This is a genomic window from Agarivorans sp. QJM3NY_25 (assembly GCF_050870875.2).
GTDB lineage: Bacteria > Pseudomonadota > Gammaproteobacteria > Enterobacterales > Celerinatantimonadaceae > Agarivorans.
The window spans coordinates 4,304,425-4,328,036 of record NZ_CP194041.2 but is presented as its reverse complement, the minus strand read 5'-3'; the positions used below and the strand labels follow the sequence as shown (position 1 = coordinate 4,328,036).

Annotated in this window: 28 protein-coding genes; 18 read left to right on the top strand and 10 right to left on the bottom strand. The window is 44.8% G+C overall.

The window, feature by feature from the left end; genetic code table 11:
* Positions 1–17 precede the first annotated feature (17 nt).
* The 6 genes from ACRRSW_RS19750 to ACRRSW_RS19725 all read left to right on the top strand — a co-directional run bounded on the left by ACRRSW_RS19750 (position 18) and on the right by ACRRSW_RS19725 (position 5,917).
* Positions 18–938, top strand: a complete 921-nt coding sequence (locus tag ACRRSW_RS19750) for an ABC transporter permease (RefSeq protein ID WP_432455853.1) — start codon at positions 18–20, stop codon at positions 936–938.
* 6 nt (positions 939–944) lie between these two features.
* Positions 945–1,829, top strand: a complete 885-nt coding sequence (locus tag ACRRSW_RS19745; protein ID WP_432460238.1) for an ABC transporter permease subunit — start codon at positions 945–947, stop codon at positions 1,827–1,829.
* 99 nt (positions 1,830–1,928) lie between these two features.
* Complete coding sequence (locus ACRRSW_RS19740) at positions 1,929–2,996, top strand: P1 family peptidase (protein ID WP_432460237.1); 1,068 nt, start codon at positions 1,929–1,931, stop codon at positions 2,994–2,996.
* On the top strand, positions 2,993–3,814 hold the full coding sequence (locus tag ACRRSW_RS19735) for a M55 family metallopeptidase (protein ID WP_432455856.1): 822 nt from the start codon (positions 2,993–2,995) through the stop codon (positions 3,812–3,814). The genes ACRRSW_RS19740 and ACRRSW_RS19735 overlap by 4 nt, the downstream gene beginning before the upstream one ends.
* Before the next feature lie 34 nt (positions 3,815–3,848).
* On the top strand, positions 3,849–4,850 hold the full coding sequence (locus tag ACRRSW_RS19730) for an isoaspartyl peptidase/L-asparaginase family protein (protein ID WP_432455857.1): 1,002 nt from the start codon (positions 3,849–3,851) through the stop codon (positions 4,848–4,850).
* A 152-nt stretch (positions 4,851–5,002) separates the two neighbouring features.
* On the top strand, positions 5,003–5,917 hold the full coding sequence (locus tag ACRRSW_RS19725) for a LysR family transcriptional regulator (RefSeq protein WP_432455858.1): 915 nt from the start codon (positions 5,003–5,005) through the stop codon (positions 5,915–5,917).
* 266 nt (positions 5,918–6,183) lie between these two features.
* On the opposite strand, the gene ACRRSW_RS19720 is transcribed toward ACRRSW_RS19725, so the two are convergent.
* Positions 6,184–6,393 (bottom strand): hypothetical protein, encoded by a 210-nt coding sequence (locus tag ACRRSW_RS19720; protein ID WP_432455859.1) that lies wholly within the window; start codon positions 6,391–6,393, stop codon positions 6,184–6,186.
* 165 nt (positions 6,394–6,558) lie between these two features.
* Here ACRRSW_RS19720 and ACRRSW_RS19715 point away from each other — a divergent pair, with 165 nt between their 5' ends.
* From ACRRSW_RS19715 to ACRRSW_RS19675, 9 genes are all read left to right on the top strand, one after another.
* Entirely contained in the window at positions 6,559–7,362 is an 804-nt protein-coding gene (locus tag ACRRSW_RS19715; RefSeq protein ID WP_432455860.1) for a helix-turn-helix transcriptional regulator, read from the top strand.
* A gap of 203 nt (positions 7,363–7,565) precedes the next feature.
* Positions 7,566–8,636: an ABC transporter ATP-binding protein gene (locus ACRRSW_RS19710; RefSeq protein WP_432455861.1), complete on the top strand. Its 1,071-nt coding sequence runs from the start codon at positions 7,566–7,568 to the stop codon at positions 8,634–8,636.
* The gene (locus ACRRSW_RS19705) at positions 8,636–9,559 is read left to right on the top strand and encodes an ABC transporter permease (RefSeq protein ID WP_432455862.1); all 924 of its coding nucleotides are present in this window, start codon (positions 8,636–8,638) and stop codon (positions 9,557–9,559) included. Before ACRRSW_RS19710 ends, ACRRSW_RS19705 begins: the two co-directional genes overlap by 1 nt.
* Positions 9,559–10,377 carry an ABC transporter permease gene (locus ACRRSW_RS19700; protein ID WP_432456136.1) on the top strand — a complete coding sequence of 273 codons (819 nt, stop codon included), beginning with the start codon at positions 9,559–9,561 and terminating at the stop codon, positions 10,375–10,377. Before ACRRSW_RS19705 ends, ACRRSW_RS19700 begins: the two co-directional genes overlap by 1 nt.
* Positions 10,378–10,393: 16 nt before the next feature.
* Positions 10,394–11,419, top strand: a complete 1,026-nt coding sequence (locus tag ACRRSW_RS19695; RefSeq protein ID WP_432455863.1) for an extracellular solute-binding protein — start codon at positions 10,394–10,396, stop codon at positions 11,417–11,419.
* Positions 11,420–11,447: 28 nt separating this feature from the next.
* On the top strand, positions 11,448–12,215 hold the full coding sequence (locus tag ACRRSW_RS19690) for a carbon-nitrogen hydrolase family protein (RefSeq protein WP_432455864.1): 768 nt from the start codon (positions 11,448–11,450) through the stop codon (positions 12,213–12,215).
* Positions 12,216–13,580 carry an aminotransferase class III-fold pyridoxal phosphate-dependent enzyme gene (locus ACRRSW_RS19685; RefSeq protein WP_432460236.1) on the top strand — a complete coding sequence of 455 codons (1,365 nt, stop codon included), beginning with the start codon at positions 12,216–12,218 and terminating at the stop codon, positions 13,578–13,580. It abuts the gene before it with no gap.
* A 270-nt stretch (positions 13,581–13,850) separates the two neighbouring features.
* Entirely contained in the window at positions 13,851–14,096 is a 246-nt protein-coding gene (locus ACRRSW_RS19680) for a hypothetical protein (protein WP_432460235.1), read from the top strand.
* Positions 14,086–14,589 (top strand): hypothetical protein, encoded by a 504-nt coding sequence (locus tag ACRRSW_RS19675; RefSeq protein WP_432460234.1) that lies wholly within the window; start codon positions 14,086–14,088, stop codon positions 14,587–14,589. Before ACRRSW_RS19680 ends, ACRRSW_RS19675 begins: the two co-directional genes overlap by 11 nt.
* A 56-nt stretch (positions 14,590–14,645) precedes the next feature.
* On the opposite strand, the gene ACRRSW_RS19670 is transcribed toward ACRRSW_RS19675, so the two are convergent.
* Positions 14,646–15,227 carry an excalibur calcium-binding domain-containing protein gene (locus ACRRSW_RS19670; protein WP_432460233.1) on the bottom strand — a complete coding sequence of 194 codons (582 nt, stop codon included), beginning with the start codon at positions 15,225–15,227 and terminating at the stop codon, positions 14,646–14,648.
* A 195-nt stretch (positions 15,228–15,422) separates the two neighbouring features.
* Here ACRRSW_RS19670 and ACRRSW_RS19665 point away from each other — a divergent pair, with 195 nt between their 5' ends.
* From ACRRSW_RS19665 to ACRRSW_RS19655, 3 genes are all read left to right on the top strand, one after another.
* Positions 15,423–15,863 (top strand): hypothetical protein, encoded by a 441-nt coding sequence (locus ACRRSW_RS19665; protein WP_432460232.1) that lies wholly within the window; start codon positions 15,423–15,425, stop codon positions 15,861–15,863.
* Positions 15,864–16,202: 339 nt separating this feature from the next.
* Positions 16,203–16,466: a hypothetical protein gene (locus ACRRSW_RS19660; protein ID WP_432460231.1), complete on the top strand. Its 264-nt coding sequence runs from the start codon at positions 16,203–16,205 to the stop codon at positions 16,464–16,466.
* Positions 16,467–16,622: 156 nt separating this feature from the next.
* Complete coding sequence (locus ACRRSW_RS19655) at positions 16,623–17,360, top strand: sce7726 family protein (RefSeq protein WP_432460230.1); 738 nt, start codon at positions 16,623–16,625, stop codon at positions 17,358–17,360.
* Positions 17,361–17,389: 29 nt separating this feature from the next.
* On the opposite strand, the gene ACRRSW_RS19650 is transcribed toward ACRRSW_RS19655, so the two are convergent.
* The 8 genes from ACRRSW_RS19650 to ACRRSW_RS19615 all read right to left on the bottom strand — a co-directional run bounded on the left by ACRRSW_RS19650 (position 17,390) and on the right by ACRRSW_RS19615 (position 23,570).
* Positions 17,390–18,517 (bottom strand): beta family protein, encoded by a 1,128-nt coding sequence (locus ACRRSW_RS19650; RefSeq protein ID WP_432460229.1) that lies wholly within the window; start codon positions 18,515–18,517, stop codon positions 17,390–17,392.
* A 1-nt stretch (position 18,518) separates the two neighbouring features.
* A complete protein-coding gene (locus ACRRSW_RS19645; RefSeq protein WP_432460228.1) occupies positions 18,519–19,016 on the bottom strand; it encodes an ImmA/IrrE family metallo-endopeptidase in 498 nt (165 codons plus the stop codon).
* Entirely contained in the window at positions 19,013–19,654 is a 642-nt protein-coding gene (locus ACRRSW_RS19640) for a hypothetical protein (RefSeq protein WP_432460227.1), read from the bottom strand. The genes ACRRSW_RS19645 and ACRRSW_RS19640 overlap by 4 nt, the downstream gene beginning before the upstream one ends.
* Positions 19,655–20,265: 611 nt before the next feature.
* Complete coding sequence (fis, locus tag ACRRSW_RS19635; RefSeq protein WP_016402072.1) at positions 20,266–20,565, bottom strand: DNA-binding transcriptional regulator Fis; 300 nt, start codon at positions 20,563–20,565, stop codon at positions 20,266–20,268.
* 36 nt (positions 20,566–20,601) lie between these two features.
* A complete protein-coding gene (gene dusB, locus ACRRSW_RS19630; RefSeq protein ID WP_432455887.1) occupies positions 20,602–21,558 on the bottom strand; it encodes a tRNA dihydrouridine synthase DusB in 957 nt (318 codons plus the stop codon).
* Positions 21,559–21,721: 163 nt separating this feature from the next.
* A complete protein-coding gene (gene prmA, locus ACRRSW_RS19625) occupies positions 21,722–22,600 on the bottom strand; it encodes a 50S ribosomal protein L11 methyltransferase (protein ID WP_432455888.1) in 879 nt (292 codons plus the stop codon).
* An 83-nt stretch (positions 22,601–22,683) separates the two neighbouring features.
* On the bottom strand, positions 22,684–23,064 hold the full coding sequence (locus tag ACRRSW_RS19620; RefSeq protein WP_432455889.1) for a hypothetical protein: 381 nt from the start codon (positions 23,062–23,064) through the stop codon (positions 22,684–22,686).
* Positions 23,065–23,162: 98 nt separating this feature from the next.
* On the bottom strand, positions 23,163–23,570 hold the full coding sequence (locus tag ACRRSW_RS19615) for a hypothetical protein (RefSeq protein WP_432455890.1): 408 nt from the start codon (positions 23,568–23,570) through the stop codon (positions 23,163–23,165).
* Between the last annotated feature and the right edge of the window lie 42 nt (positions 23,571–23,612).

Genomic DNA, 23,612 nt, shown 5'->3' with positions numbered 1-23,612 from the left:
GATAGAGGGAGAACACGATGTTAGCTTATGTGGTCCGCCGAATTCTGGAAATGATCCCTGTGCTGCTGGTGGTCTCCCTTCTGGTGTTTGCTTTTATTAAGCTCTTGCCTGGCGACCCGGCACGGATCTATGCCGGGATAGACGCCCCGATCGAAGCGATTGAAGAGGCTCGGGTGCATCTTGGTTTAGATAAACCCTTAGCCACCCAGTATGTGAACTGGTTGGGTGATTTATTCCATGGCGAACTGGGGGTGACTTTCCGAACTCAGCAACCGGTGACCGAAGTGATTGGCAGAAGCTTTATGCCTACCTTATGGTTGGCCTTAGCTGGCTTTGTTTGGTCGGTGATCTTGGGCTTGCTGGTTGGCGTATTGTCGGCGCTGAAGCGCGGTAAATGGCAAGATTGGACCTTAATGAGCCTGGCGATTGGCGGGATCTCGTTGCCGCCATTTTGGCTGGGTTTATTGCTGATCCAATTTGTGGCGATGCCCTTTGGGATCTTTTCGGTGAGTGGGTTTAATCAACCCTCGGATATCATTTTGCCTGCCTTTACCTTAGGTGCCTCGGTTGCCTCGGTGATGGCGCGTTTTACTCGTTCAGCCTTTTTAGAAGTGGCCCAAGAAGACTATGTGCGTACTGCGAAATCGAAGGGGCTACGGGCCCGCTTGGTGACGTGGAAGCATATTATGCGTAATGCCTTGATCCCGGTGGTAACGATGCTGGGACTACAGTTTGGATTCTTGCTGGGCGGCTCGATAGTGGTGGAAAGTGTTTTTAGCTGGCCTGGTTTAGGTTGGCTATTGATTCAATCGATCCAGACCCAAGACCAACCGGTGATTCAAGCATTGGTGATGCTGTTTGTATTGGAATTTATTGTGATTAATTTGTTGGTTGATCTGCTTTATGCGGTGATTAACCCAGTCATTCGTTTGCGTTAGGAATCAGTGATTGAAGTATTAACGGAGCTAGAGCAGCAGGGACCTATTCGCTCCCCCTGGCGAGATTTTTGGCAACGCTTTTTTAGCAATCCGATGGCCTTGTTTTCGGGTGGTTTTGTTGCAATCTTAGTGCTGATTGCTCTGTTTGCCCCTCTGTTAGCACCTTGGGATCCGATGCAGTCGGACTGGTCGGCTCTATCCACGGGGCCTAATTTTCAGCACTGGATGGGCACCGATGACCTTGGCAGAGATGTGCTCAGCCGGATTATTTATGGGGCTCGGATCTCCCTTTATATTGGCCTGCTGTCGGTCACTCTCGGGATGATTTTTGGCATTTTGCTTGGCCTGTTTGCGGGGTATTATGGTGGCTGGCTGGACATGTTTATTATGCGGGGCGCCGATGTATTATTTGCTTTTCCTGGGATGTTGCTCGCGATAGCTGTGGTGGCTATTTTAGGTCCCGGATTGAATAATGTGATTGTGGCAGTTGCGGTGTTTAGTGTGCCAGTGTTCGCTCGAATTGTACGAGCTTCCACCCTGGCCTTGAAAGAAGCGCCTTATGTTGAAGCGGTGCGTTGTGCAGGAGCCAATGATCGGCTAATCCTGCTACGTCATATCTTACCGGGTACTCTGGCCAACGTGATTGTGTTTTTTACGATGCGCATAGGCTCCAGTATTTTAACTGCAGCTAGCTTGAGTTTTATTGGTTTAGGGCCCGAACCAGATGTGCCTGAATGGGGTAATATTCTGGCGATGGGGCGCAGTATGATGATGGCTGGCGTATGGCATGTGAGTATGTTCCCTGGTCTGGCTATTTTCCTCAGCGTTTTAGCATTTAACCTGTTGGGGGATGCCTTGCGTGATACTCTCGACCCCAAATTGAAGGTTTAGCCAGAGATCGCTTTAAATCTGAGCGTCGGGTGATGAGTGGGCCGACTCGTGGCGTCGCCAGAGCAGAGTGCGGCCAAGTAATAAGTGAGTGAATGAATTATGGATCAATATCAAGCCCAACGAGTCGCACTATTGTTACAGCGTTGGCAAACGGAGCGGACCATCGGTCATCCGCGTTTACCCTGTGGCCAGTATAACCGCATCAGCGATGTGCCGGGGGTGAGTGTAGGGCATCAGACCCTGGCTCAAGCAGAGTTGCAAACCGGGGTGACGGCGATCGTCCCCAGTTCTGATAATCTATTTACCCATCCTTTGCCCTGTGGCGCGGCGGTATTGAATGGTTTTGCTAAACCAGCAGGTTTGACCCAAATAGAAGAGTTAGGTCAGTTACAAACCCCAATTTTGCTGGGGAATACTTTGGCGGTGGGGCGGATGTTTAGCGCTTTGGTGGCGCATTGTAAACGCGCCAATCCGCAATTAGGTCGCCAGCAAGCCACGGTGAATCCAGTGGTGCTCGAATGTAACGATGGTTTCTTAAACGATATTCAAAACATCGCGGTGAGTGAGGCATTTGCCGAGCAAGCGATTTACCAGGCCAGTGCCGAATTTGCGAGAGGTAGTGTGGGTGCAGGGCGAGGCATGAGCTGTTTCGGCCTGAAAGGTGGGATCGGCACCAGTTCGCGTCGACTTGAATCGCTGGCGGCCACTTTGGGGGTGTTGGTATTGGCCAATTTTGGTAGCTTATCCTCGCTGACCCTGGATGGGGTTGTGATGGGGGAGGCGATTGCCCCGCATTTACCCGATTTAGCGGCGCAACGCGACGCAGGTTCAATCATTATTATTATGGCGACCGATGCGCCGCTCAGTGCTCGCCAATTGAAGCGCGTGGCAAAACGAGCTGGAGCAGGTTTAGGTCGTTTAGGCAGTTATTGGGGGCATGGTTCCGGGGATATTGCATTGGCGTTTTCTACCGCCCATTCGCTTGGTGAATCGATCGCCGATCAAGAGCTGGAACAAATGTTGTGTGCTGCGGCAGATGCCACTGAGTTTGCCGTTTTAGACGCCCTCATGCAGGCCACTTCAGTCGTTGGATTTGAGGGGCATTTTCGCCCCGCACTGGCTCAGCTCTTAGATGAGCTAGCGGCGCAGTTTCAGGAGCAGTCATGAAAATTTTTATTTCAGCAGATATTGAAGGGATTGCCGGGGTGGTCAGCCCCGAGCAATGTAGTCCGGGTCATCGCGAGCATGAGTTGGCTCGGGCATTGATGGAGCAAGAAGTGAATGCGGCGATTGCTGGCGCATTTGACGGTGGGGCCAGCGAAGTGGTGGTGGCTGATAGTCACGCCAGTATGACAAATCTGCGGGCTGCCCAGATCGATGCTCGCGCTCGATTAGTGCAGAGTAAACCACGGCCACTCTCGATGGTTGACGGACTGGAACGGCATCACTATGATGGCGCTTTTTTCATTGGTTTTCATAGCGGCGCAGGTCAGGCTGGCGTATTGGCGCATACCATCAATGGTCGCGCTTTTTATCAGCTTAAGATCAACGGTGAAGCGATGGCTGAGGCCGATATCTATGCCGCTGCTGCGGCTGAGCATAATACACCGCTGTGGTTAGTGAGTGGCGATGATCAGCTACAAACATGGGTCCAACAGTATTATCCCACGGCCCATTACGCTTGCGTGAAACGGATGATTTCAAGTACCGCTGCGGACTCGTTGAGCCCGCAAACCGCCCAAGCCTTGATCCGTGAACAGGCTCGGTTAGCGGTTATCGAGGCTAATTCAAGTCAGACCTCACGGCTATCTGCTCCTTATTGTTTGGAGTTGGCGACTAGCAGACCGGTATTTGCCGATCTATTTAGTTTAGTTCCAGGAGTTAAAATGTTGGATGCGCGCACGGTGTCATTTACCAGTGATTCAATGGGCGAGCTAGTGAGCTTACTGAGTGCGTTTTCGTATATGGCAAGCAGCCAAAATTAGTTGAAGTAGAAATGACAAGGTTGAGGAAGACGGTATGACAACACCAGTGATTGTTATCCATGGTGGCGCAGGCGCTTTATCGCGTAACAGCATGAGCTCGCAAAAAGAGCAAACCTATCGGCAGTCGCTGGCGCAGATAGTAGCCGCCGGACAAGCCATACTCGCAGCGGGCTGTAGCGCGCTCGATGCAGTGACCGAAGCGGTGCGTTTACTGGAAGAAGATCCCTTATTTAATGCCGGTTACGGCTCGGTGTTTACCCATCAGCAAACCCATGAACTAGACGCTTGTGTGATGGATGGACGAAATCTGCAAGCCGGAGCGGTGTGTGGTGTGGCGCGTATTCGTCATCCTATTTTAGCCGCGAGGGCGGTGATGGAACACAGTCCTCACCTGCTGCTGAGCGCTCAAGGTGCAGAAGACTTCGCCGCTGCGCAAGGTCTGGCAATGGTCGACGAAAACTTTTTTTCTACAGATGAGCGCTTGCAACAGCTCATTCGAGTGCAAGCCAGCGATACATATCAAATCGCTTTAGATCATGATGGTCAGCGCCTCAGTGAGAGCCCTATTCGTGGTTTGGACGATCATGATGAGCCTTTAGACCCAGATAAGAAATACGGTACGGTGGGAGCCGTGGCGATTGATGCCAAGGGAAATCTCGCAGCGGCAACCTCCACTGGGGGCATGACCAATAAAATGCTTGGGCGGATCGGCGATTCACCAATCGTGGGGGCGGGGTGTTATGCAAACAATCAAACGGTGGCGGTTTCCAGTACCGGTACCGGAGAAGCATTTATGCGAGCTGTTGCCGCCTATGATGTGTCGGCCTTGATGGAATATGCGGATTTGTCTTTGGCTGAGGCAACGCAGCGAGTGGTGATGGATAAATTACTTAAACTGGATGGAAGTGGCGGGATGATCGCGGTTGATGCTGCTGGCAACATCGCCTTACCGTTTAATAGTGAGGGGATGTATCGTGGCTATGGTTATGTTGGTGGCTTACCGAAAGTAGGGATCTATGGCGATCCTGAAAGCTAGCTTATTTAAGGGCCTTGAATATCTCGAAGGCGGATATTCCGCCTTTAATCGCGTGTCGTATTAATAACAAAATCACGTTTTATCGGTCTAATTATTGCTTTAACAAACCATTGATTGTGAGTGGTATTCCCTGCCGTTGAGGGTAAAGCAATATGAGATTACGCCAAATTGAAATTTTTCAGGCTATTGTTCAGGCTGGAACTATTAGCGGGGCAGCCCGTTTACTTAATGTCTCTCAGCCCAATGTGAGTCGCATCTTGAATCATACCGAACAGCAATTGGGCTTCAGCTTGTTTGAGCGGCATGCCCAAGGGATGCGCATGACGGAAGAAGGGCAGATGTTGTTGCCCGAAATTGAACAGGTTTACGATAAGCTACAATCAATTTCTGAATTAGCACTGTCATTGCGCAAAAATAAGGTGCAGACGGTCAAAATTGGTGCAGCGCATGCTTTTGGTCAAATGGTGGTTGCACCCAGTATGGTTGCCTTTTGTAAGCAAGATCATGCGGTGCAGGTTAACTTAGTAACCGAGCATTTTGCCGCGCTCAGCCAATTGGTACTCTCGAAGGAATTAGATTTTGCGCTGGTATTTGGCCAGCATGTGGCACCGAAGCTGTTTGCTGAGCCCTTGTTTCAGTCGGTGATGGTTGCGGTATTGCCAGAGGAGATGCCTTCGCCTCCAGTGGTCAGTTTATCTTGGTTGTGTGAACATGACTTAATCATGATGCAACGTGATGACCCCTTAGGTCGAGTATTGCATCGTGCCCTCGATGATAAAAAACTTACCCCGCGTTCGGCACTACACGTGAAAACCTATTCGGTGATTGCTGACATGGTGTTATCAGGCGGAGGGGTTGGGATCGTGGATGTGTTCACTGCCCGCTGTTATGAACAAAAATTAAAGATTGTACCAATAGCGCAAGCCTTACCCTTTGAAGTGATGTTTCTTAGCCGTGTGGGGAGCCCGCAATCTCCCGCTACGCTTAAGTTGAAACAGCAACTCAAAATGCAGTGCCAATTGGTGGCACAGCAAGCCTTAGCTAGCGTATTAGAACTTGCCAGTTAAGGTTTTTCAATTTGCCAAGTGGAAATGACGCTTGGCTGGAAAGCGGCTTTCGTGTCATAGGCGTCACCGACTTACTTCGCTCAACTCATCATCCGTGAAGTGTTCCGGCAGGTCTTCTTGCAACGGTATTTACTGCTGGGCTTGTCGTATATTCTTGCGGGAAATCATTCAGCCACATCTATTGCAGTGATTTTTAATATAAGCGTGTGGTCACCAATGGCTGAGATCATATGGCGATGATGGTCAGCTTAATTGTATTCCTGAGTTTAAATCGTAAGGTCGTCACTTCCTTGGCTTCGTGCAATGGTTTGATTTACACCGAGAACTGCTTGGTAAGCTTTTTTGATGTTAGATTGAACCGCTTTCTGATTGCCAGAAGTACTATTGTGAGCGACAAGTTGAGCCAGTTCTTCGATGATGTTGTTGCGGCGTTTTCTACCGAACTGAGAATTTGACTCAATAGTGTTGGCAGCCATCGCTTGGCTCTATGATTAGGGCTAATCACATCAACTCTATGTTTGTTGCTGGTTACATAAGCTGTAAACTCGTTAAAAAGTCATAAAACATGCAATCTTGGGGGGATATAACTCCAGCATAGTATGCTTAAATAGTGGCGAAGGCATTTCAGGAGAAGACTAAATATGAGCAAGATATTTGGTGCCAAGCATGATAAAGCACTGGCTGACTTAGTCTGTTCTTTAGGTAGTGCTAGTTTTCCTGAGGCGCTGAGTCATTTTGTAGGTAAGTTGGTTAATTTTGACAACCTTATCATCATTGTATACCACAAGGACCATACTCCAGAAGAGCTCTACAGAGAGTCAAATAATCCACAAGTATACGAAAAAATGCAGACCCATTATTTAAGCGGTGCCTACATGTTGGATCCGTTTTATCATGTTGTATGCAGAGGTATTCAAACGGGTATCCATAATATTTTTGATCTTGCGCCAGATCAGTTTAAACATACTAGTTATTTCAGTGAATATTATAATCAAACCACTCTGATCGATGAATTTGCTTTACTTGCCCGACTTGGGCATGAATCGACTTTAACGGCTTGTTTTGGAAGGGATAAAGTACGAGGGATCCCGTATAGTAAAGTCGAGTTAAAGTATATAAAATCACTTGAAAACGTATTGTCTGCGCTATGTTCACAACATTGGAAAGGCTATCAGCCCAAAGAGGGTAAAAATGTTGTCTTACCTCCTGTCACCGAGCGTCTTCGCGATGCAATGACAAGCCAGTATCGCATCACACTTAGTCCTCGCCAAGCAGAAGTTGCCTTCTATATATTACAGGGGCATTCATCGTTATCCATCTCTCTCAACCTCAGTATCAGTAAAGAGACCGTGAAAGTATTTCGTAAACAACTGTACTCTAAATGCAAAATTAGTTCACAAGCGGAATTGTTTGCATTGTTAATGCCGGTTATTTCAACCCTTTAGACTCCAATATTCATGCCACTTGATGGTGAGTGGTGCTTGTTCCTTCGTTTGCTAGCCATATCCGTCAGTCCTTTCCTCATTGAGTTACCACTGTTTAATGTTTGCTCAATATGTTTCATAACCCTCTAGGGTTATATACCCCTAAATTCAGTTGCTATATCGTTAAAACATGAATCTAAGGGGTATCAAGGGGATAATTAACGATGGCACACAATGTATCGGTGGGGATTGATAATGTGGTTAAGCGCTATGGATCCTTCACTGCTTTACATGGCGTTTCTCTCGATATACGGGAAAACGAGTTCTTTACCCTGCTTGGACCATCCGGCTGCGGAAAAACAACTTTATTAAGGTGTATCGCTGGCTTCGAAGATGTCAGTGAGGGGAGCATTCGCCTGCATAATAAAGACCTTACTGGTTTGCAAGCGCATCAACGCCCGGTTAATACGGTTTTTCAACAATACGCTCTGTTTCCGCATATGACGGTAGAACAGAATGTGATGTTTGGTCTGTTGTGTAGTGGCTGGGATCGACGAGAGGCCGTTCGCCGAGCAGATGACATGTTGAAGCTGGTTCAACTGGCCGAATATGCCGATCGTAAACCTACCCAATTATCTGGTGGCCAACAGCAACGGGTCGCTTTGGCCCGTGCTCTGGCGCCTCGCCCTAAAATATTGCTTCTTGATGAACCTCTCTCGGCTCTCGATCTGAAGTTACGTCAGGCTGTGCGTGTTCAGCTCAAAGAGATCCAACGGGAAACTGGTATTGCTTTTGTGTTTGTGACTCATGATCAAGAAGAGGCATTAACGATGTCGGATCGCATTGCTGTGATGTCGAACGGACATGTTCAGCAGGTCGGAACACCAAAAGAGGTTTATGAAGTACCCGTTAATCGGTTTGTGGCTGATTTTATCGGTGAAACGAATCTTTTGGATGTTGAGGTGCAATCGGTTACCAATGGAACTGCACAGATCATCCTGCCTGGAGGGCATTCATTTTCTTGTCCTGCGGCTGCCAAAGTGGGTCAGGGGAGCGGACATTTATCTGTTAGGCCGGAGCGAATCAGCTTGTGTTCAGCAGAGCAAAGTGATTTACAAGGCGCGGTTACGGCTCAAATCTATCTGGGAACCGACACCCATGTGCAGCTAAAATTGATTGATGGCGAGGAGATGACCATTCGAATGCAAAACTCTGCAGCGTTGGCAATTCCTGCGGTTGGTCAATTGGTCGGCTTAAAGCTGGAGGCAGGTGCTGCAAGCCTGTTGATTGACTAATGGCTGCTGGTGCGTCTTTAGGCGCTAACCTCTCTTCAAATATATATAAAGGTAAGGCCTTACGCCTTATGCTTCCAAGCTGGGTGATGATCGGTATCTTTTTATTGATCCCAGTGATTTTAATCGGTGTTTACTCCTTTCTTACTAAAGAGTTTCGCGGTGGCGTGCTGTGGGATTTTTCCATCGCGTCCTATGACCAATTTTTCCTCGACCGAGGGTTGTTTGGTGATGAACCACCCACCATCGAATGGACCTATATCAATATCTTTTTCCGTTCGATACAACAGGCCGCGATAGCCACCTTTCTGTGTTTGATCATCGGCTTTCCTACCGCATGGTTTATCGCCACCCGTAACGAAAAGTCGAGACCGGTATGGCTGTTTCTAATCACCATTCCGTACTGGGTAAACTTGCTGATCCGCACCGTATCAATGAAGTTTCTGATTAGAGACAGCGGACCTTTGAACGAGTTTTTACTTTGGAGTGGGCTGATATCGGAGCCTTTGGGCTTAATCAACACCGATTTCGCAGTGCAGCTAGGACTATTTTATAGCTATCTGCCGTTTATGGTACTTCCGATTTACGCGTCTGTAGAGCGTTATGATTTCAGCTTATCCGAAGCCGCAGCAGATCTATATGCCGGTGCTTGGACCACATTGCGACTGATCATTCTCCCGGTCGTAAAACCGGGGATCATTGCAGGTTGCATCCTAGTATTTGTTCCATCTTTGGGGGCCTTTTTAGCACCGGACCTCTTGGGCGGCGCAAAAAACTTCATGATCGGCTCTCTCATTGAAGAGCAGTTCAAAGGTGCGGCAGGCAATTGGCCCTTTGGTGCAGCAATTTCGATAATTCTATTAACCATCGTGATGGTGGTTCTTATTATTTACGCCAGAAGTCAGTATAAACAGGAGCAGAAGTGATGAAAGGAATGACGGATTTAAAACGATTCGCAGGCTTTCGGGAAATCACCCTTGTTTGCCTAGTGATTCTTTATGCACCGCTGGTTATCGTTGCGATTTATTCGTTCAATGCATCCCCTTCCATAACCAATTGGGGAGGCGTGTCGTTGAATTGGTACCGGGAAGTTTTTACCGGCCCAGAAGCACCTAAATTCAAAATGGCGGCAATTAATTCAATTGTAATTGCTATCTGTGCTGCAAGTGTTGCAACCATGATTGCATTGGCCGCCGCCGTTGCCATGACAAGAGCAGGCAAATTTAGAGGCAAAATAGCCGGTTTTGCTTTGATTAACCTACCGCTGATGGTGCCAGAAGTCGTTACCGCAGTGGCTAGCTTGGTTTTCTTTTCAGCAATTGGCTTTAAAGGAGGCTTACTCACGATCCTTCTCGCTCATATTGTGTTTTGCATTCCTTTCGCTTATTTGCCTATTTCTGCCCGGATGCAGAGTATTCCTTCGATGTATGAACAGGCTGCAATGGATTTATACGCAACTCCCAAAGAGGCGTTCACTAAAATACTTTTGCCGATGATGATGCCCGGTATTTTGTCTGGATTTCTACTGGCCTTCATTATCTCTTTAGACGACTTTTTGATTACCAATTTTGTAAAAGGTGCGGGCGTAGAAACCCTGCCAACGGCCATTTTTGGCTCGGTTAAACAGGGAATTAAGCCAAATATTATGGCCATTTCCACACTCATGCTCGGCGTATCGGTGATTCTGGTTGCTCTGTCCTGGTTTATTGGACGCACAGGACCAGAAAAAACATCAAAATCTTAACAGGGAAGAAAGACTTATGAAAAAAACAACGATTGCATCTATGTTATTGCTGGCACTTTCTGCGAATGTGCAAGCAGCCGGAAAATTATCGATTTACCATTGGTTTGAGTATATTCCTCAGGAATTATTGGACAAGTTCTCAAAAGAATATGATGTCGAAGTAACGATGGACACCTTCGACAGCAATGAAGCCTTATTGGCCTCACTTAAAGCTGGGAAATTAGGCAGCTATGATGTCGCGGTACCAGGCGATTACATGGTTAAAATTATGCAAGGTGAAGGGATGCTCGACACCTTTAAACCAGAGGAATTGCCTAACTTTAGCAATATCGATAAGCAGTGGCTTGAGGTTTCTTTTGATCCCGGAAGGAAAAGCTCTATTCCTTATCAGTGGGGAACCACCTCATTTTCAGTGAATCGAGATGTTTACCAAGGCCCTATCGATTCAACGGCACTTATCTTTGAGCCACCCGAAGCACTGAAAGGCAAAATTAATGTTCTCGATACCGCAGGAGAAACCCTCACTCTTGCTTCCTTACACCTCGGTATTCCGCAATGTAGTACCGATAAATCCCAGTTAAAACAGTTAAGCCAGTTAGTCAACAAAGCCAAGAAAGACTGGGCATCTTTTGGTTCCGATGTGGCGAAAGATGTACTGGTTTCCGGTGATGCTGCGGTCGGTATGATCTGGTCTGGATTTTCCGCCAGAGCTAGAGCCGAAGGCGCAAACATTGAATATGCATTTCCCAAAGAAGGCTACATTGTCTGGATGGACAACGTCGTGCTGCTGAAAGATGCCCCGAATCGCGACAATGCGCTGAAGTTTATGAACTTCTTACTTGAGCCGGAAAACGCGGCCGCTGTGACAAATTATGCGCAATATTCTTCTGGAGTAAAAGGGACCACGCCTTATCTCTCTGATGCGGTGAAAAACTCACCCGAATCTAACCCGCCGAAAGGCTCTAAAGGGGTGTTTATCCAAGTCTGCGATCAAAAAGTACAAGAGATGTACGACGCTATCTGGACTCGTTTAAAGAAATAAATAATTAAAAGTAATAAGGGAATCAACCATGAGAATTGGTCTTTGTCAGAGTTTACCTATCAACGGCGATATCGAAAAAGGATTTTCGACTGTAGAAAATTGTCTTTCAGTCGCCGCCAAAGGCGGAGCCGAGATGCTTGTATTCCCTGAGCTTTATTTCCCCGGTTACAACCAGCCTGACTTACATCGACCGTTGGCACAAACGGTCGATGGCATCTGGATCGAAACATTGTCTGAACTGACCCAAAAATATAGTTGTGGTCTGACTCTGGGTTGGGCCGAAGCCAGCGGAAATAAGGTTTATAACTCAGCCAGTTGTTTCGACCAAAAAGGGAAAATTCTGGCTCATTATCGAAAAATTCAGCTGTTTGGCGAAATGGAAAAGCAAAGCTTTACCGCAGGAGAGGCTTATCAAACTTTTGACTGGAACGGACAAAAAGTTGCATTGCTGATTTGTTACGACATTGAGTTTCCACAGCATTGCCGGGCTTTAGCTGAGCAAGGCGTTACGCTTATTTTAGTTCCGACAGCAAACCCGATGGGATTCGAACACGTGTCCCGAACCTTGGTTCCAGCCAGAGCGGCAGAAATGGGACTCACCATCGTTTATGCAAATTACTGCGGAATCGAGCAGGGACTGCAGTACGCAGGCTTGTCTTTGATTGTTGGCTCAGATTCACAGCCGATAGCGATGGCCGGATCGACCGAGACTCTGTTTATCACCGATCTCAGCCCAATTAAAGCTGCGATGAATGCCAACTCGACACAGCTTGAAGATTACCTAGAGGTTATATAAATGACAATTAATCTACCGACAGACAGAAAGGCAGTTCTGGCTGCAGATGAACACTTGATCCAGTCTTTTGCCGATCTAAATAGCTTAAAAGACCAAGACTCGTTGACGGTGATTACTGAGGCAGAAGGGTATTACGTTAAAGAAAGTGACGGAAACCAGCTCATCGACGGAATCGGCGGCTTGTGGTGTGTGAATGTTGGGCACAAGCGTAAAGAAATTATCGATGCGATTAGCGAGCAGCTTAATACCCTGGATTACTACTCGACTTTCTACAATTTTACCCACCCGACAGCCGCAAAATTAGCCGCGAAAGTTGCCGAACTTGCCCCCGGTCATCTTAACCATGTGTATTTCGCCAACTCAGGTTCTGTTGCCAATGATTCCGCTATTCGGATGCTGCATCACTACAATAATCGCCTCGGTCGCCCGAACAAGAAAAAAGTACTCAGTCGCATCGGTGCCTATCATGGGTCTACGCACCTATCAATGGCGATGACCACGCCCGCTTACAGTAAGGGCTGGGACAGTGCTTCGGAGTTAGTTCATCATATTAAATGCCCGCATTTTTGGAAGGAAGGCGGTGACATGACTGAAGCTGAATTCCTTGACAGCTTGATCACCGATCTTAAAGTGAATATTCACGACATCGGTGCCGAAAATATAGCAGCATTTATTGCGGAGCCGATTATGGGGGCGGGGGGGGTTATCACCGCGCCAGACGGTTATCATGTGCGTATGGCAGAAGTATGTGCAGCAAACGATATTAAATATATTTCCGATGAAGTGGTGACCGCCTTTGGTCGACTGGGTCACTTTTTCGCATCTAAGGATGTGTTTGGTATTACGCCAGACATCATTACCACCGCAAAAGGTTTAACGTCTGGTTACCAGCCCTTGTCGGCGACGATTATTTCCGATGAAATTCATGAGGTGATTTCTCGGCCAGGCGAGACCTTTTTACACGGTATGACATATTCCGGTCATCCTGCAGCCGCTGCGGCCGGATTGGCGAACATCGCACTGATGGAGCAGCAACGGATCCCAGAGCAAGTTCGAGTAACAGGCAAGCTATTTGAGCATTCACTAAAAGAATTAGCGAGCCTTGAACTGGTCGGCGAAGTTCGTGGTAGCCACTTCATGATTGGCATCGAATTTATTAAAGATAAAGCGAATAAAACGCCATTTGCAGAGCAGGATATGGTGGGAATGAAAGTAGCGCAGGCGGCCCAGAAGCGCGGTCTTATCGCTCGTCCTCTGGGCAATTGTCTGATCCTCTCGCCACCGCTAATTCTTGATGAGAAGATCATTGCTAGCATTTATGACATCTTGCGAGAAAGCATCATTGAAGTGAGTTCTAGCATATAGATGGGGGCTAATAAATAGCAGGGCATCATAGGGTGCCCTGCTATGTTAACCATATAGAGGTATATCCAATCGTTTTGCTACCACCTCACAAGATAAAGCAAAACTAAATCGTCAGACACATTTAAATTGATTGGGAGGTGAGCTACTGATAGGGTTGACAATTATTTTATGGAGGCCTTATGAATAAGGGAAGTTTTTGTCATTTGCAGGGCTTTGAGCCTAGCGATAGAACGTTACGATACATCGCGCAGATGAACGATGGCGAGTTTGTTGGATAAGCTCATTAGCATCGTACCGTTTTTTCAGATATTTGCAGGTCGAGGCACCTATAAAACGGCAGAGTTGAGCTCTACGGGTTATCAGATTACAACTTACAACTGGGAGTTGTACGCCAACGCTTTAAAAAGTATTCCCGAAATAAAACGGAAAAAGCTAGAAGACATTGCAGGCACCGCATCTATTTACACTCACGGTAAAGAAAGGCGTTTTTGGGAGTGCGTATACAATGCTCTATAGGCTTAAATTATTAACAATGTGCTTAACTCTTACGTTTTCAGCGGCTGCTACCTCTGCGTCTTTGCTTACAAGCAATGAAGATCTAGCAAAAGATTTGGAGCTTAAGTACCAAGCCTTAAATGCTAAAACTGAGATTTGCAGAGAAGGCCGTAGAAGCCAGATAGAAGTAGATAAAGTCACTAGTAAATGGTTTGCAGGCCTACCTTCAGAAAGTAAAAAGGTCGTATTGCTGATTGCCAGCCACGAAGCGATGGAGCGTTGTACTCAAGTGCAGGCCGATGAATACTCTCTATCACTCGTTGAATATGCGGCTCAAACTGAAGATAAAAAACAACTCGAAGAGTGGCTTAAGTTAAAACAGAATTTTAAACCCGAAGAGCTAGCGAATGATATCGACGCGCTTAACTCTGAAGAGCTAATCGCTTTTCTAAAAGAGCCTCAGCTTAACAAACCTTTTGATTTACTTGCGATTATTAAACAGCTCAATCTATAGCTCTGCTGCTCATTATGAAAGCACTAGGCAAATAGATTTTATCCTTAATCTCAATTCTAGAAAGAAGTACAGTGCTGTCGCTCGCACGGCACCCCATCGCCATCACCGTCCATTTTAGTATTAGGGCAGTTTGCTAAGTAAAATTTGGCTTCCTCACATGAATTCATTTGGCTGCAATGCGTTTTTCCTTCGCAGCTAAAGTTGCTACTGGTAGAAAAGCTTGAAGAGTTCTCAAATGCAGAACTTTCTATATTGGGGAGAAGTGATGGGCTCTCAGTAGTCGAGTATTGAGGAGCAAATGTTTGATACAGAAAAATCGCACCTATAACCGCAAGAGCAGGGATCAATATTGTCAATACACTTGGCTTTTTATTGCGATCTATTTTCCTTTGCTGTGAATGGTTATAAGGCTTATTGGAGCTTGTGGGGGGAAGCCCTTGAATACTGCAGTTGTAGGCTTTGGTTTTTCCATTGGGTTGATGTTCTATTTGAAACAGAATCGTATCGCCGACACGCGGTTTTCTGGGCATTAATTTTAAAGATGATATATGGATAAACACATCTTTGGGTTCACCAGTTACGGATATGAAACCAAATCCTTTGATGTTATCCCATTTTTTCAGTATGCCTTTTTCCATATTTACCCCGCATCCTAAGAGCAATAATACATTCTATATAGATACTTAAGTTAATTATCATGATTTGTATCAACTTGCTTCACTCTTGTTGTTTATTTTCATAGTTTTAGCATATCTAATTGAGTCTCAAGTAAACAGTGACGGTTGTCAGCGTAACTGATTTTCTAACGAAAAGTGAACAAAGGAAGCTTCTGGATGGATAACGATGTAGTTATAGGTTTATTAGGTAGCGCTGTTTTGGCTTATTTGGTTCCCAAGGTTGCACCGTACATTGACATGTTGATAAGAAAAGCATCAAATTTTCTGGTGAGGGATGTACCGACCAGCGTAAAGGGGGTTTTTCGAAAAAGAAGACTTCGCAGACTCAAAGGTATTTTGGAAATTAGATTTAATGACGATGCTGTTATGTTTCAAATGATGAAAGCACAGACCTATTTTCTTCTTTTCTGGGGGGCCATAGGCTTCTATCTTATTCTTTTGTTTTTAGGACCTCTCGTAAAGTTAATTGAGGCTAATACGACTTTAGCAATGATTAGTGTCATACCAATTTATATTGCGGAGTATTTTTGGCTGGTCGAATCAAGAAAGGTGAAAAATTTGGTGAAGATGCGAGGGTATAAACGAATTACGGGATAGGTCAAGTAACGTATTTTTCTTACCTGAAAATAGTGATGAACAAAAGGAATTGTTTTGGAAACGTTTGTAGCGATAGCTGAAGTAGGGCATTTTTCCAAGTAAACCGAACTTGATGCCTTTGAAGAAGATGGTGATGAAAAGGGCGCAGACTTACACTGATTTAAAGCAGTAGAAATAGACCTCAACAAAGGCCGTGCAGCAGGTTACTTAGCTAAGTATGTATCTAAGCACATTAACGGCAAATCACTAGAGAGTGGCATACATGGCGAAGAACCAATAGAAGCCGCCGCTAGAGTCAATGCTTGGGCGGCTTGTTGGTGCATAAGGTAATTTCAACAAGTGGGCGGGGCATCGGTCACCGTATGGCGAGAACTTCGCAGACTAAAGAAGGTTTGCCAGTTTGATGAAACCATCCAGCAAGCCTTTAAAGCAGCCGATACCGCCAACTGGAAAGAGTTTACCAAAGTAAATGGGCGGTGTGTGGTGCAAGTTAGCCAACAGGCCGTTAAGGGTGTACTACCAACAAATCGTAGATACCGAAACGGGCGAGTGCAAGACCAACGCTATTGGCTTGAATACAAAACCGTGGCCAATTTAACTTGACCATACATAATGGATACTCTTTGAAAGCCAAAGAGTGTTTACGTGACTTAACGCTAATACTAAAACAATTAATAAGGAAACTATTCACTTCTATCTGTCGAACTTATGCTAAGATCTAAAGAGTATATTGAAACCTTTTTGTCATAAATATTTGAAATGAAAGATAAATTTAGATTTCTTGAGCCTGATATTAAGGCGTTAACACTGAACTTTCTAAGAAACAAAAACATAATTGATGAAAATTCAATAATTATGAGCGAGTTAACCGTAGGAGATTTCTCTAGGCGTGTTGATCTAGCTATTTACAGTCAGGGTAAATTGATAGCATTTGAGGTTAAAAGTGAAGCAGATTCGCTAGTTAGGTTAAGTGGTCAAGTAGATAAATACTTAGAATATTTTGATAAGGTCATAGTGGTTTCTGATACTAAGTTTATTCCAATGCTCAGTGGTTCGCTCCCCGATAATGTTGGTCTGTGGGAGGTTGATAAGACTAAAATTAAGATCAGACATAGAGGACAACTTCAGCGAAAAATTGAAAACTCTAAATTGCTTGATATGATGGATCTTGTCGATCTACAAAAACTATCCTCTAAACTGAAGCTGACAAAAGTCAAAGATAGGGACGCTATAGAAAGAGCTTTAATATCAGTATCTAACAAAGCTTTGAGGCAAGGCGTTGAGGCTACACTAAATCGAAAATTCTTAAATGTAACTCGTTCATTTATGCTAGCGACAAAAAATCGAGAAGTAGAGAAGAGCGATATAAAAATCCTTAGTCGCTTTAGCGAGCGTCGAGAAAAAATAAGACTTGAACAAAGCCAAAACAGAGCTTTTTGGGATAACGTAGAGCAACATGCTGCTGATTTTAAGCGTTTTGCAGAGGCTTCAGCTTGAATCGCTAAAGCCTCCAATCTTTTAAGTCACTAGTCTTCCCAATAGTCATCAGTATTGCTAATCATTTCTATCGAGTCGAAATGTAACTGAGTATGAAGATGTTTGTTTATTCGAACCGCAGTGGCTAACTGGGCGCTATTGATGCCGTATTCATCGCTTTCACTGGTTAGCTCTATTATATAATTGGCCCATAAAGCAAGCTCATTTTCCCAATAAGGCTCTTTCATGATTTTTTTAGCAATCAATGTGTAGAGTTCCTTTTTTTCTTTTCGTATTTGAGCCTGCTTTTCACTTTTTGTCAGTGAAGGTGAAGTTTCACTAAATTCCATACGAATGAAGTTCCACTCATTTCTACACGCGTAATCAATTCTTGGTGGCGGAACTCCTGAACCTCCAGACATCTTGGTTGCTCTAGCACTGCCTCTATCAGAATAAATCAAGTCAGAAATAGCTGTTTTAACTTTATCAAATAAAGCTCTTTCATAGATGCTTTTTACACCTTTATGATAGCCTCCAAAGCTATCTGGAAAAGATGTTGCGGAAAGAGATATTAACGCTCTGGGAAGAATTGTTTTTATTGCATTTAGGTATGTAAGAACTTGTTCGCTTAAATCTACGTGCTCTTTTGTTATCTGCTCTAAATCCAAAATGACTAGTAAATTACTTACGTCTTTTAACTTAGGAAGGATAGTTTTATAGCTTTGAGACTCAATATCAACCTGTTTTAGTATTACAACCAAGCCTCTCCCTAGTGAGTTCAGTACCTTTATTTGAGTGGACACTTGACTTAGAACTTTTAACTGGAGGCAAGGGACTGCATTAGGGTGTTCTTTTATGAAGTTGTACCAGTTTCTATATCCTTCAACTGAGTCTGTTAGTTTAAGAAGATCACGATGAACAGGCCGGTATTCTTCTTCTTTTCGATTGAGTAAGTCTTCGTAGTCTATATCTGCTATCCATTTTCGTTGTTCTCCAATAGATTCTTCTATTTTTTGGATGGAGCTTTTAAGCTCTCTTGCTGCAGCCCACGATTTAAGGGGGAAAATAGGCAAAATTAAGCTTTTGTCTTTGTCTGGTAACTCTCTGAGCCCTCTTAGTTCTGACGGACTGACTGAAAGTATTGGACAATATTGATAAGAGAAACTGCTGTTAAACATTCTAGAACCCCTTTTTACCCAGTCTTACTTCGATAGCTGGTATCGATAGCTTAGATATCTTAGCAATTTCTTCTACTTTGATTTCAAATCTCGTTTCATTTGGAAATTGAATTTCATTTATTAGAGAAAACGGCATGACTATATCTGCTGCTAGCCTGTTTGCCTGTGCTTCTTGTGTATTTGATAATGCCGATCGAAATAGCATTGTATCTTCGATACCATCGCCTATTTTGTCTCTGTGTAAGAAAAAATGTGCAATTTCGTGAGCCAGCGTGAACCTTTGCCTTTCTTTGGAATCATGTCTGCTAATCTTTATTTCTACAATTCCATTAGTCTCTTTTATTACACCTGAAATCCCTGGTTTTAGAGTTGACTTTTTAACTACAATTCCTAGAGCGTTAGCAATAGCTCCTACTTTAATCGGAAAGCTAGTTTGATGTTCAAGGATGACTTTTTGTTGTTCTGGCGTTAGTTGTAACCATTCATTGCATCTTTTCATGCGCTAGCTTCCTCTTCTTCAGGAAAATCGTCTTCAGATAGAATGTCTCGATAAACAGCTCTCTCAACTGCGGAATAAATGACTTCATTGAATTGACCTTCTTGAATTGCTTTCTCCAGCAAGAATTCAGATTTCTTTACTGCCGCGATAGTCGCAGTCTTTTTTATATTGGAGTAACCAAAGAATGCTAAAAGAGCGATTATCACACCCAGTCCGGTAACGATAAGAGCAACGCATGCTAAGACCAACCCTAACCATACGTCAAAGCCTGTACTTTCATTCTCTAATGGTAGCTTCTCTTCAATACTATCAAGCTTTTTTGTCAATCGTTCTATCTTTTCTAGCTGACTTTGATTTTTTAACGCAATCAGCTGCTTCTCTAAAGCCAGCTTTTCATATTTAAGCTGCTGAAATTCAGATCTCTCTCTTATATTACTATTTTTATTAGAGTTGTCGATTGAGGTGACACCTTTTGTATCAGGCCTGTATGCACTTAAAATAAGTTGCAGCTGCTTTTCTTCTGTAGTTTTTAAGCTTCTATGTTGAGCTTTTTCGACGGTGACAGCTTGCATAATATTGGGAAAAGAAAGAAATGAAATCAATAAAACCTTCGAAAGTAAATTTTTAAAATTTAACAAGCTACATACCTTATTGACACATTGTTACTAGGGGTTAACATAACTCAGGCTGAAATTATCTCTAATACTTCCATGAAAATGTTGGCGTATTGAATAGAGTTACAATTAATCTAAGCTTTTTGATAATCAATTAAATATAAATGATAGAATTTTTTGATGTTGGTCAATAATTTAGATGTAGGTTTGCAATAATTATTAAACAGAAGGTTGAGATATAATTATTTCTGTTGTTAGCGGGTTTGTTTTTTCGTTACCTGTCTATCCTCTTCACTTTCCAAGAATGCATGTCTCTAAGCTGAGGTAGTTATGTAGAGGTGTAGAGGTTCTGGTTATTATTGAGCTAGCAGTACTTTAGCTTTAAGTGTTTCATATCCGCTCTTACTGTTGAAATGGGAAAGTCATTCGAAGGAAATGTTCGTGATTAGTTCCTCCCTTTGCTACTTGGCTGAAGATACTATCTAGGTTGGGAAGCAGGCATCTAAGAATTTTTTGGAGGCTTCATGATGTTTTTACACTCTTTCTCGTGTGTAGCACGGTGTGTAGTAAACACAAAAAAGCCAAAGTGAAATTAACCACTTTGGCTTTTTAATCAATGGCTTATGAACGGGTGTTTAGTTCATGCCGTATTTTTTTAGTTTTTTGCGTAAAGTACCGCGGTTGATACCTAACATGATTGAAGCACGGGTCTGGTTGCCGCGGGTATATTGCATAACTACGTCAAGCAACGGGGCTTCAACTTCAGATAGTACTAATTCGTACAATTCAGACACATCTTCGCCATTTAACTGGGCAAAGTAGTTGCGCAAAGCTTGCTCAACAGAATCGCGCAATGGACGTTCTTTCACTTCAGTACTCGTAGCACTGCTAGTCATAGTAGAAAGTGTGTTTGTGGTGGTATTTGAATCAAACATACTTGACGCTCTTTTTATTTAATTAATGATCAACAATTATTCGAAAAACTGCTCAATTGCGGACGTTTGTGCCAGGGCTGATTCAAGCTGGTTAAACTGACAACGAAACTTGTCCGTGTCCGCGATTTGCTTCAAGTACCAGCCCACATGTTTGCGGGCGATACGAACCCCTTGGTACTCCCCATAAAACGAATATAGGTTGTCTAAGTGGTGAAGCATGACTTCCTTCACTTCTTCAACCGCAGGAGCACTTAAGTGCTCGCCACTGGTTAAGTAGTGGTTAATTTCTCTGAAAAGCCAAGGGTTACCTTGAGCTCCACGACCGATCATGATGGCGTCCGCGCCAGTGTAATCCAAGACATGCTTGGCTTGCTCCGGTGTGGTGATGTCGCCATTTGCCACAATAGGTATCGAGACTTCTTGTTTTACTGCTTTTATGGTGTCGTATTCAGCCAAACCTTTATACATACATGCTCGCGTCCGACCATGAATTGCTAGGGCTTGAATTCCCGCCGCCTCTGCAAGTTTGGCAATCGCCAAAGCATTGCGATGTTCGGGTGACCATCCAGTACGGATTTTTAAGGTCACTGGTACATCAACGGCCTGTACAACAGCATTAAGGATTTTTGCGACTAGTTCGGGTTGCTGTAACAACGCCGAGCCAGCTAATTTTTTATTTACTTTCTTTGCTGGGCAACCCATGTTGATGTCAATAATTTGCGCACCATTTGCCACATTGTGCTGGGCAGCTAGCGCCATCAATTCTGGATCCGCTCCAGCTATCTGAATACTGCGTATGCCGCATTCATCTAGGTGAACCATTCGGTTCAGCGATTTTTTGCTGTTCCATACCCGAGGGTTACTCGACAACATCTCTGAAACCGTAAGCCCCGCGCCTAGGCGCCAACACAAACGCCTAAAGGGTTGATCGGTAATGCCAGCCATGGGTGCTAATATCACCGGATTGTCCAGTTGATAACGACCTATTCTCATGACTCGCGTTCTTCTCAATCTCAGGGCGGCGTAGTTTACGACTTTTTGAGCACGCTGAAAAGGCTATTATTTGAACATTTCTTAAAAAAAAAGCTGGATTTTTAGTTGGATAATATGGCAGGAAGCTCGGTAAAACGAGGAACCTACCACATAAAAGGTGAACTTAGCGCTTTATTCCGCTTAAACGACACCATTCTTGATCAAGAACAACGGCATCCATATCACATTGTGTTTGGTAGGCTGCTAATACCGCTTCGCTTTGTTCTTCTAAGATGCCTGAGAGCGCAATGCTGCCCTTCGGTTTTAAGTAGGCAAGAATGATATCCGAAAGTTCTTTGAGTGGCCCAGCGAGAATATTAGCCACCACTATGTCGGCTTTAAAGTCGCTGGGTTGATCTTTGGGCAGGTAAAGTTCGAGTTTTTCGGCCACAGCATTACGCTCGGCGTTATCTTTACTGGCCAGCAGCGCTTGAGGATCAATGTCGATGCCAACCACCCGCTCGGCACCTAGTTTGATGGCTGCAATGGCGAGGATGCCACTACCGCAACCAAAGTCGACCACGGTTTTACCACTGAGATCGAGCTGGTCGAGCCATTTTAAACAGAGAGCAGTGGTGGGGTGGGTGCCTGTACCAAAGGCAAGTCCAGGGTCTAGCAGCACATTAACGGCCTTGGGATCGGGCACATCGGTCCAGCTTGGGCATACCCATAGGCGTTCGCCAAACTGCATCGGGTGGAAGTCTTTCATCCACTCGCGCTCCCAATCTTTATCCTCAAGCTGGTCGAGTTTGTAGTTGTTGTCATCCACGACTTTGGCTTGACGCAAAAAGTCGAGAACTGGTGCCATGTCGGCGGATGCATCGTACAAGCCTTGCACGTCGGTATCGCCCCAAAGTGGTGTTTCTCCTAATAGGGGCTCAAATACAGGGGTGTCATGACGGTCTAAAAAGGTGACGGCTTGGCAGCCGGTCTCCATTAATAAGTCGCCGATCTGTTCGGCACTGTCTTTTGTGGCGTTAATTTTTAGCTGGATCCAAGGCATCGTCCGCTCCTCTAGTCGATTAGCCGGCCAGTGTACTGCGTTAGATTGTGCTTAGCATCTAAAAATTGTGTGGGTGCCTCAGTCTAATTGGCTCTGCTTAGTCTATGGTTTCGATACTGTGAGCGCTTATAAAGCAATTGCAGGCCCCGATAACAGGCTACGAGCGCTAAAAATAGCGAAGGAGTATTGGAGAGTAGACTGAGTAGCAATACTGCGCTTGCTAAATAGGCAAAGGGGATGAATTCGTAGAGCGCTTCTGGCAGTACTTTATGTTTAGTAATAAATGATTTGCGGTCGCGGTCGTCTCGCCGATAATTTGAGCGTATCACCCAAATGAGAGCGCCCATGGCAAATAGTATTGCACCGCCAAGATTGGCTAACCATGGGTCTAGCAATAAGATCGACCCGGTACCAGCAGATAAATAGCCGCTAGGAAGTAATTCGTATATAACTTTGGGTAGCATTGAACACTCCTATCTGTTGGTTGATACACTTACTTAAATATTAGTACTTCCCAAAGAAAAGGGTCGTACGTCGTTCTTGGTTGTAAAATTTGCTTCATTTATGGTTGTGCTCTTTTATTTGCGACTGAGCTGCTTTGGGCTTTCTGCCAAGCGTAGCTGCGATAGCGATGTCGCAGATACAGTAGTTGTGTGCCGCGATATAAGCAAAATACGGCAAGAATATAGGCCCAAATATGCTGTTGGCTGGAAATAAGACTTAAGGCGATACCAATTAAAAAGAAGGGGGTAAACTCGTATAAAGACTCTGGCAGAGTGATGCGTTTCGAGAGAGTGGTTACCTCATCTAAACGGCGGCAGTTGGAGCGCATTACCCAAACGATGGCCCCCAAACAAAATAGCAATATACCGCCTGCGATTCCAAGGGTAGAGTCTAGCCAGATCACTGAACCTGAGCCAGCAGTCAGGTAAAGGCTTGGCAGTATTTCGTATATTGGCTTAATAATCATGACCTAAAGCTATCAGTCCTTGATTCAGTAATAAAAACATCA

Excerpts from the sequence above, each read along its gene's own strand:
- ACRRSW_RS19730 (WP_432455857.1), top strand. The coding sequence starts at position 3,849 with ATGACAACACCAGTGATTGTTATCCATGGTGGCGCAGGCGCTTTATCG.
- ACRRSW_RS19725 (WP_432455858.1), top strand. The coding sequence starts at position 5,003 with ATGAGATTACGCCAAATTGAAATTTTTCAGGCTATTGTTCAGGCTGGA.
- fis (WP_016402072.1), bottom strand. The coding sequence starts at position 20,565 with ATGTTTGATTCAAATACCACCACAAACACACTTTCTACTATGACTAGC.
- ACRRSW_RS19665 (WP_432460232.1), top strand. The coding sequence starts at position 15,423 with ATGGATAACGATGTAGTTATAGGTTTATTAGGTAGCGCTGTTTTGGCT.
- ACRRSW_RS19720 (WP_432455859.1), bottom strand. The coding sequence starts at position 6,393 with ATGGCTGCCAACACTATTGAGTCAAATTCTCAGTTCGGTAGAAAACGC.
- ACRRSW_RS19705 (WP_432455862.1), top strand. The coding sequence starts at position 8,636 with ATGGCTGCTGGTGCGTCTTTAGGCGCTAACCTCTCTTCAAATATATAT.
- ACRRSW_RS19695 (WP_432455863.1), top strand. The coding sequence starts at position 10,394 with ATGAAAAAAACAACGATTGCATCTATGTTATTGCTGGCACTTTCTGCG.
- ACRRSW_RS19750 (WP_432455853.1), top strand. The coding sequence starts at position 18 with ATGTTAGCTTATGTGGTCCGCCGAATTCTGGAAATGATCCCTGTGCTG.
- ACRRSW_RS19690 (WP_432455864.1), top strand. The coding sequence starts at position 11,448 with ATGAGAATTGGTCTTTGTCAGAGTTTACCTATCAACGGCGATATCGAA.
- ACRRSW_RS19670 (WP_432460233.1), bottom strand. The coding sequence starts at position 15,227 with ATGGAAAAAGGCATACTGAAAAAATGGGATAACATCAAAGGATTTGGT.
- ACRRSW_RS19655 (WP_432460230.1), top strand. The coding sequence starts at position 16,623 with ATGAAAGATAAATTTAGATTTCTTGAGCCTGATATTAAGGCGTTAACA.
- ACRRSW_RS19615 (WP_432455890.1), bottom strand. The coding sequence starts at position 23,570 with ATGATTATTAAGCCAATATACGAAATACTGCCAAGCCTTTACCTGACT.
- ACRRSW_RS19740 (WP_432460237.1), top strand. The coding sequence starts at position 1,929 with ATGGATCAATATCAAGCCCAACGAGTCGCACTATTGTTACAGCGTTGG.
- ACRRSW_RS19650 (WP_432460229.1), bottom strand. The coding sequence starts at position 18,517 with ATGTTTAACAGCAGTTTCTCTTATCAATATTGTCCAATACTTTCAGTC.
- ACRRSW_RS19685 (WP_432460236.1), top strand. The coding sequence starts at position 12,216 with ATGACAATTAATCTACCGACAGACAGAAAGGCAGTTCTGGCTGCAGAT.
- prmA (WP_432455888.1), bottom strand. The coding sequence starts at position 22,600 with ATGCCTTGGATCCAGCTAAAAATTAACGCCACAAAAGACAGTGCCGAA.
- ACRRSW_RS19645 (WP_432460228.1), bottom strand. The coding sequence starts at position 19,016 with ATGAAAAGATGCAATGAATGGTTACAACTAACGCCAGAACAACAAAAA.
- ACRRSW_RS19715 (WP_432455860.1), top strand. The coding sequence starts at position 6,559 with ATGAGCAAGATATTTGGTGCCAAGCATGATAAAGCACTGGCTGACTTA.
- ACRRSW_RS19675 (WP_432460234.1), top strand. The coding sequence starts at position 14,086 with ATGCTCTATAGGCTTAAATTATTAACAATGTGCTTAACTCTTACGTTT.
- ACRRSW_RS19620 (WP_432455889.1), bottom strand. The coding sequence starts at position 23,064 with ATGCTACCCAAAGTTATATACGAATTACTTCCTAGCGGCTATTTATCT.
- dusB (WP_432455887.1), bottom strand. The coding sequence starts at position 21,558 with ATGAGAATAGGTCGTTATCAACTGGACAATCCGGTGATATTAGCACCC.
- ACRRSW_RS19735 (WP_432455856.1), top strand. The coding sequence starts at position 2,993 with ATGAAAATTTTTATTTCAGCAGATATTGAAGGGATTGCCGGGGTGGTC.
- ACRRSW_RS19710 (WP_432455861.1), top strand. The coding sequence starts at position 7,566 with ATGGCACACAATGTATCGGTGGGGATTGATAATGTGGTTAAGCGCTAT.
- ACRRSW_RS19700 (WP_432456136.1), top strand. The coding sequence starts at position 9,559 with ATGAAAGGAATGACGGATTTAAAACGATTCGCAGGCTTTCGGGAAATC.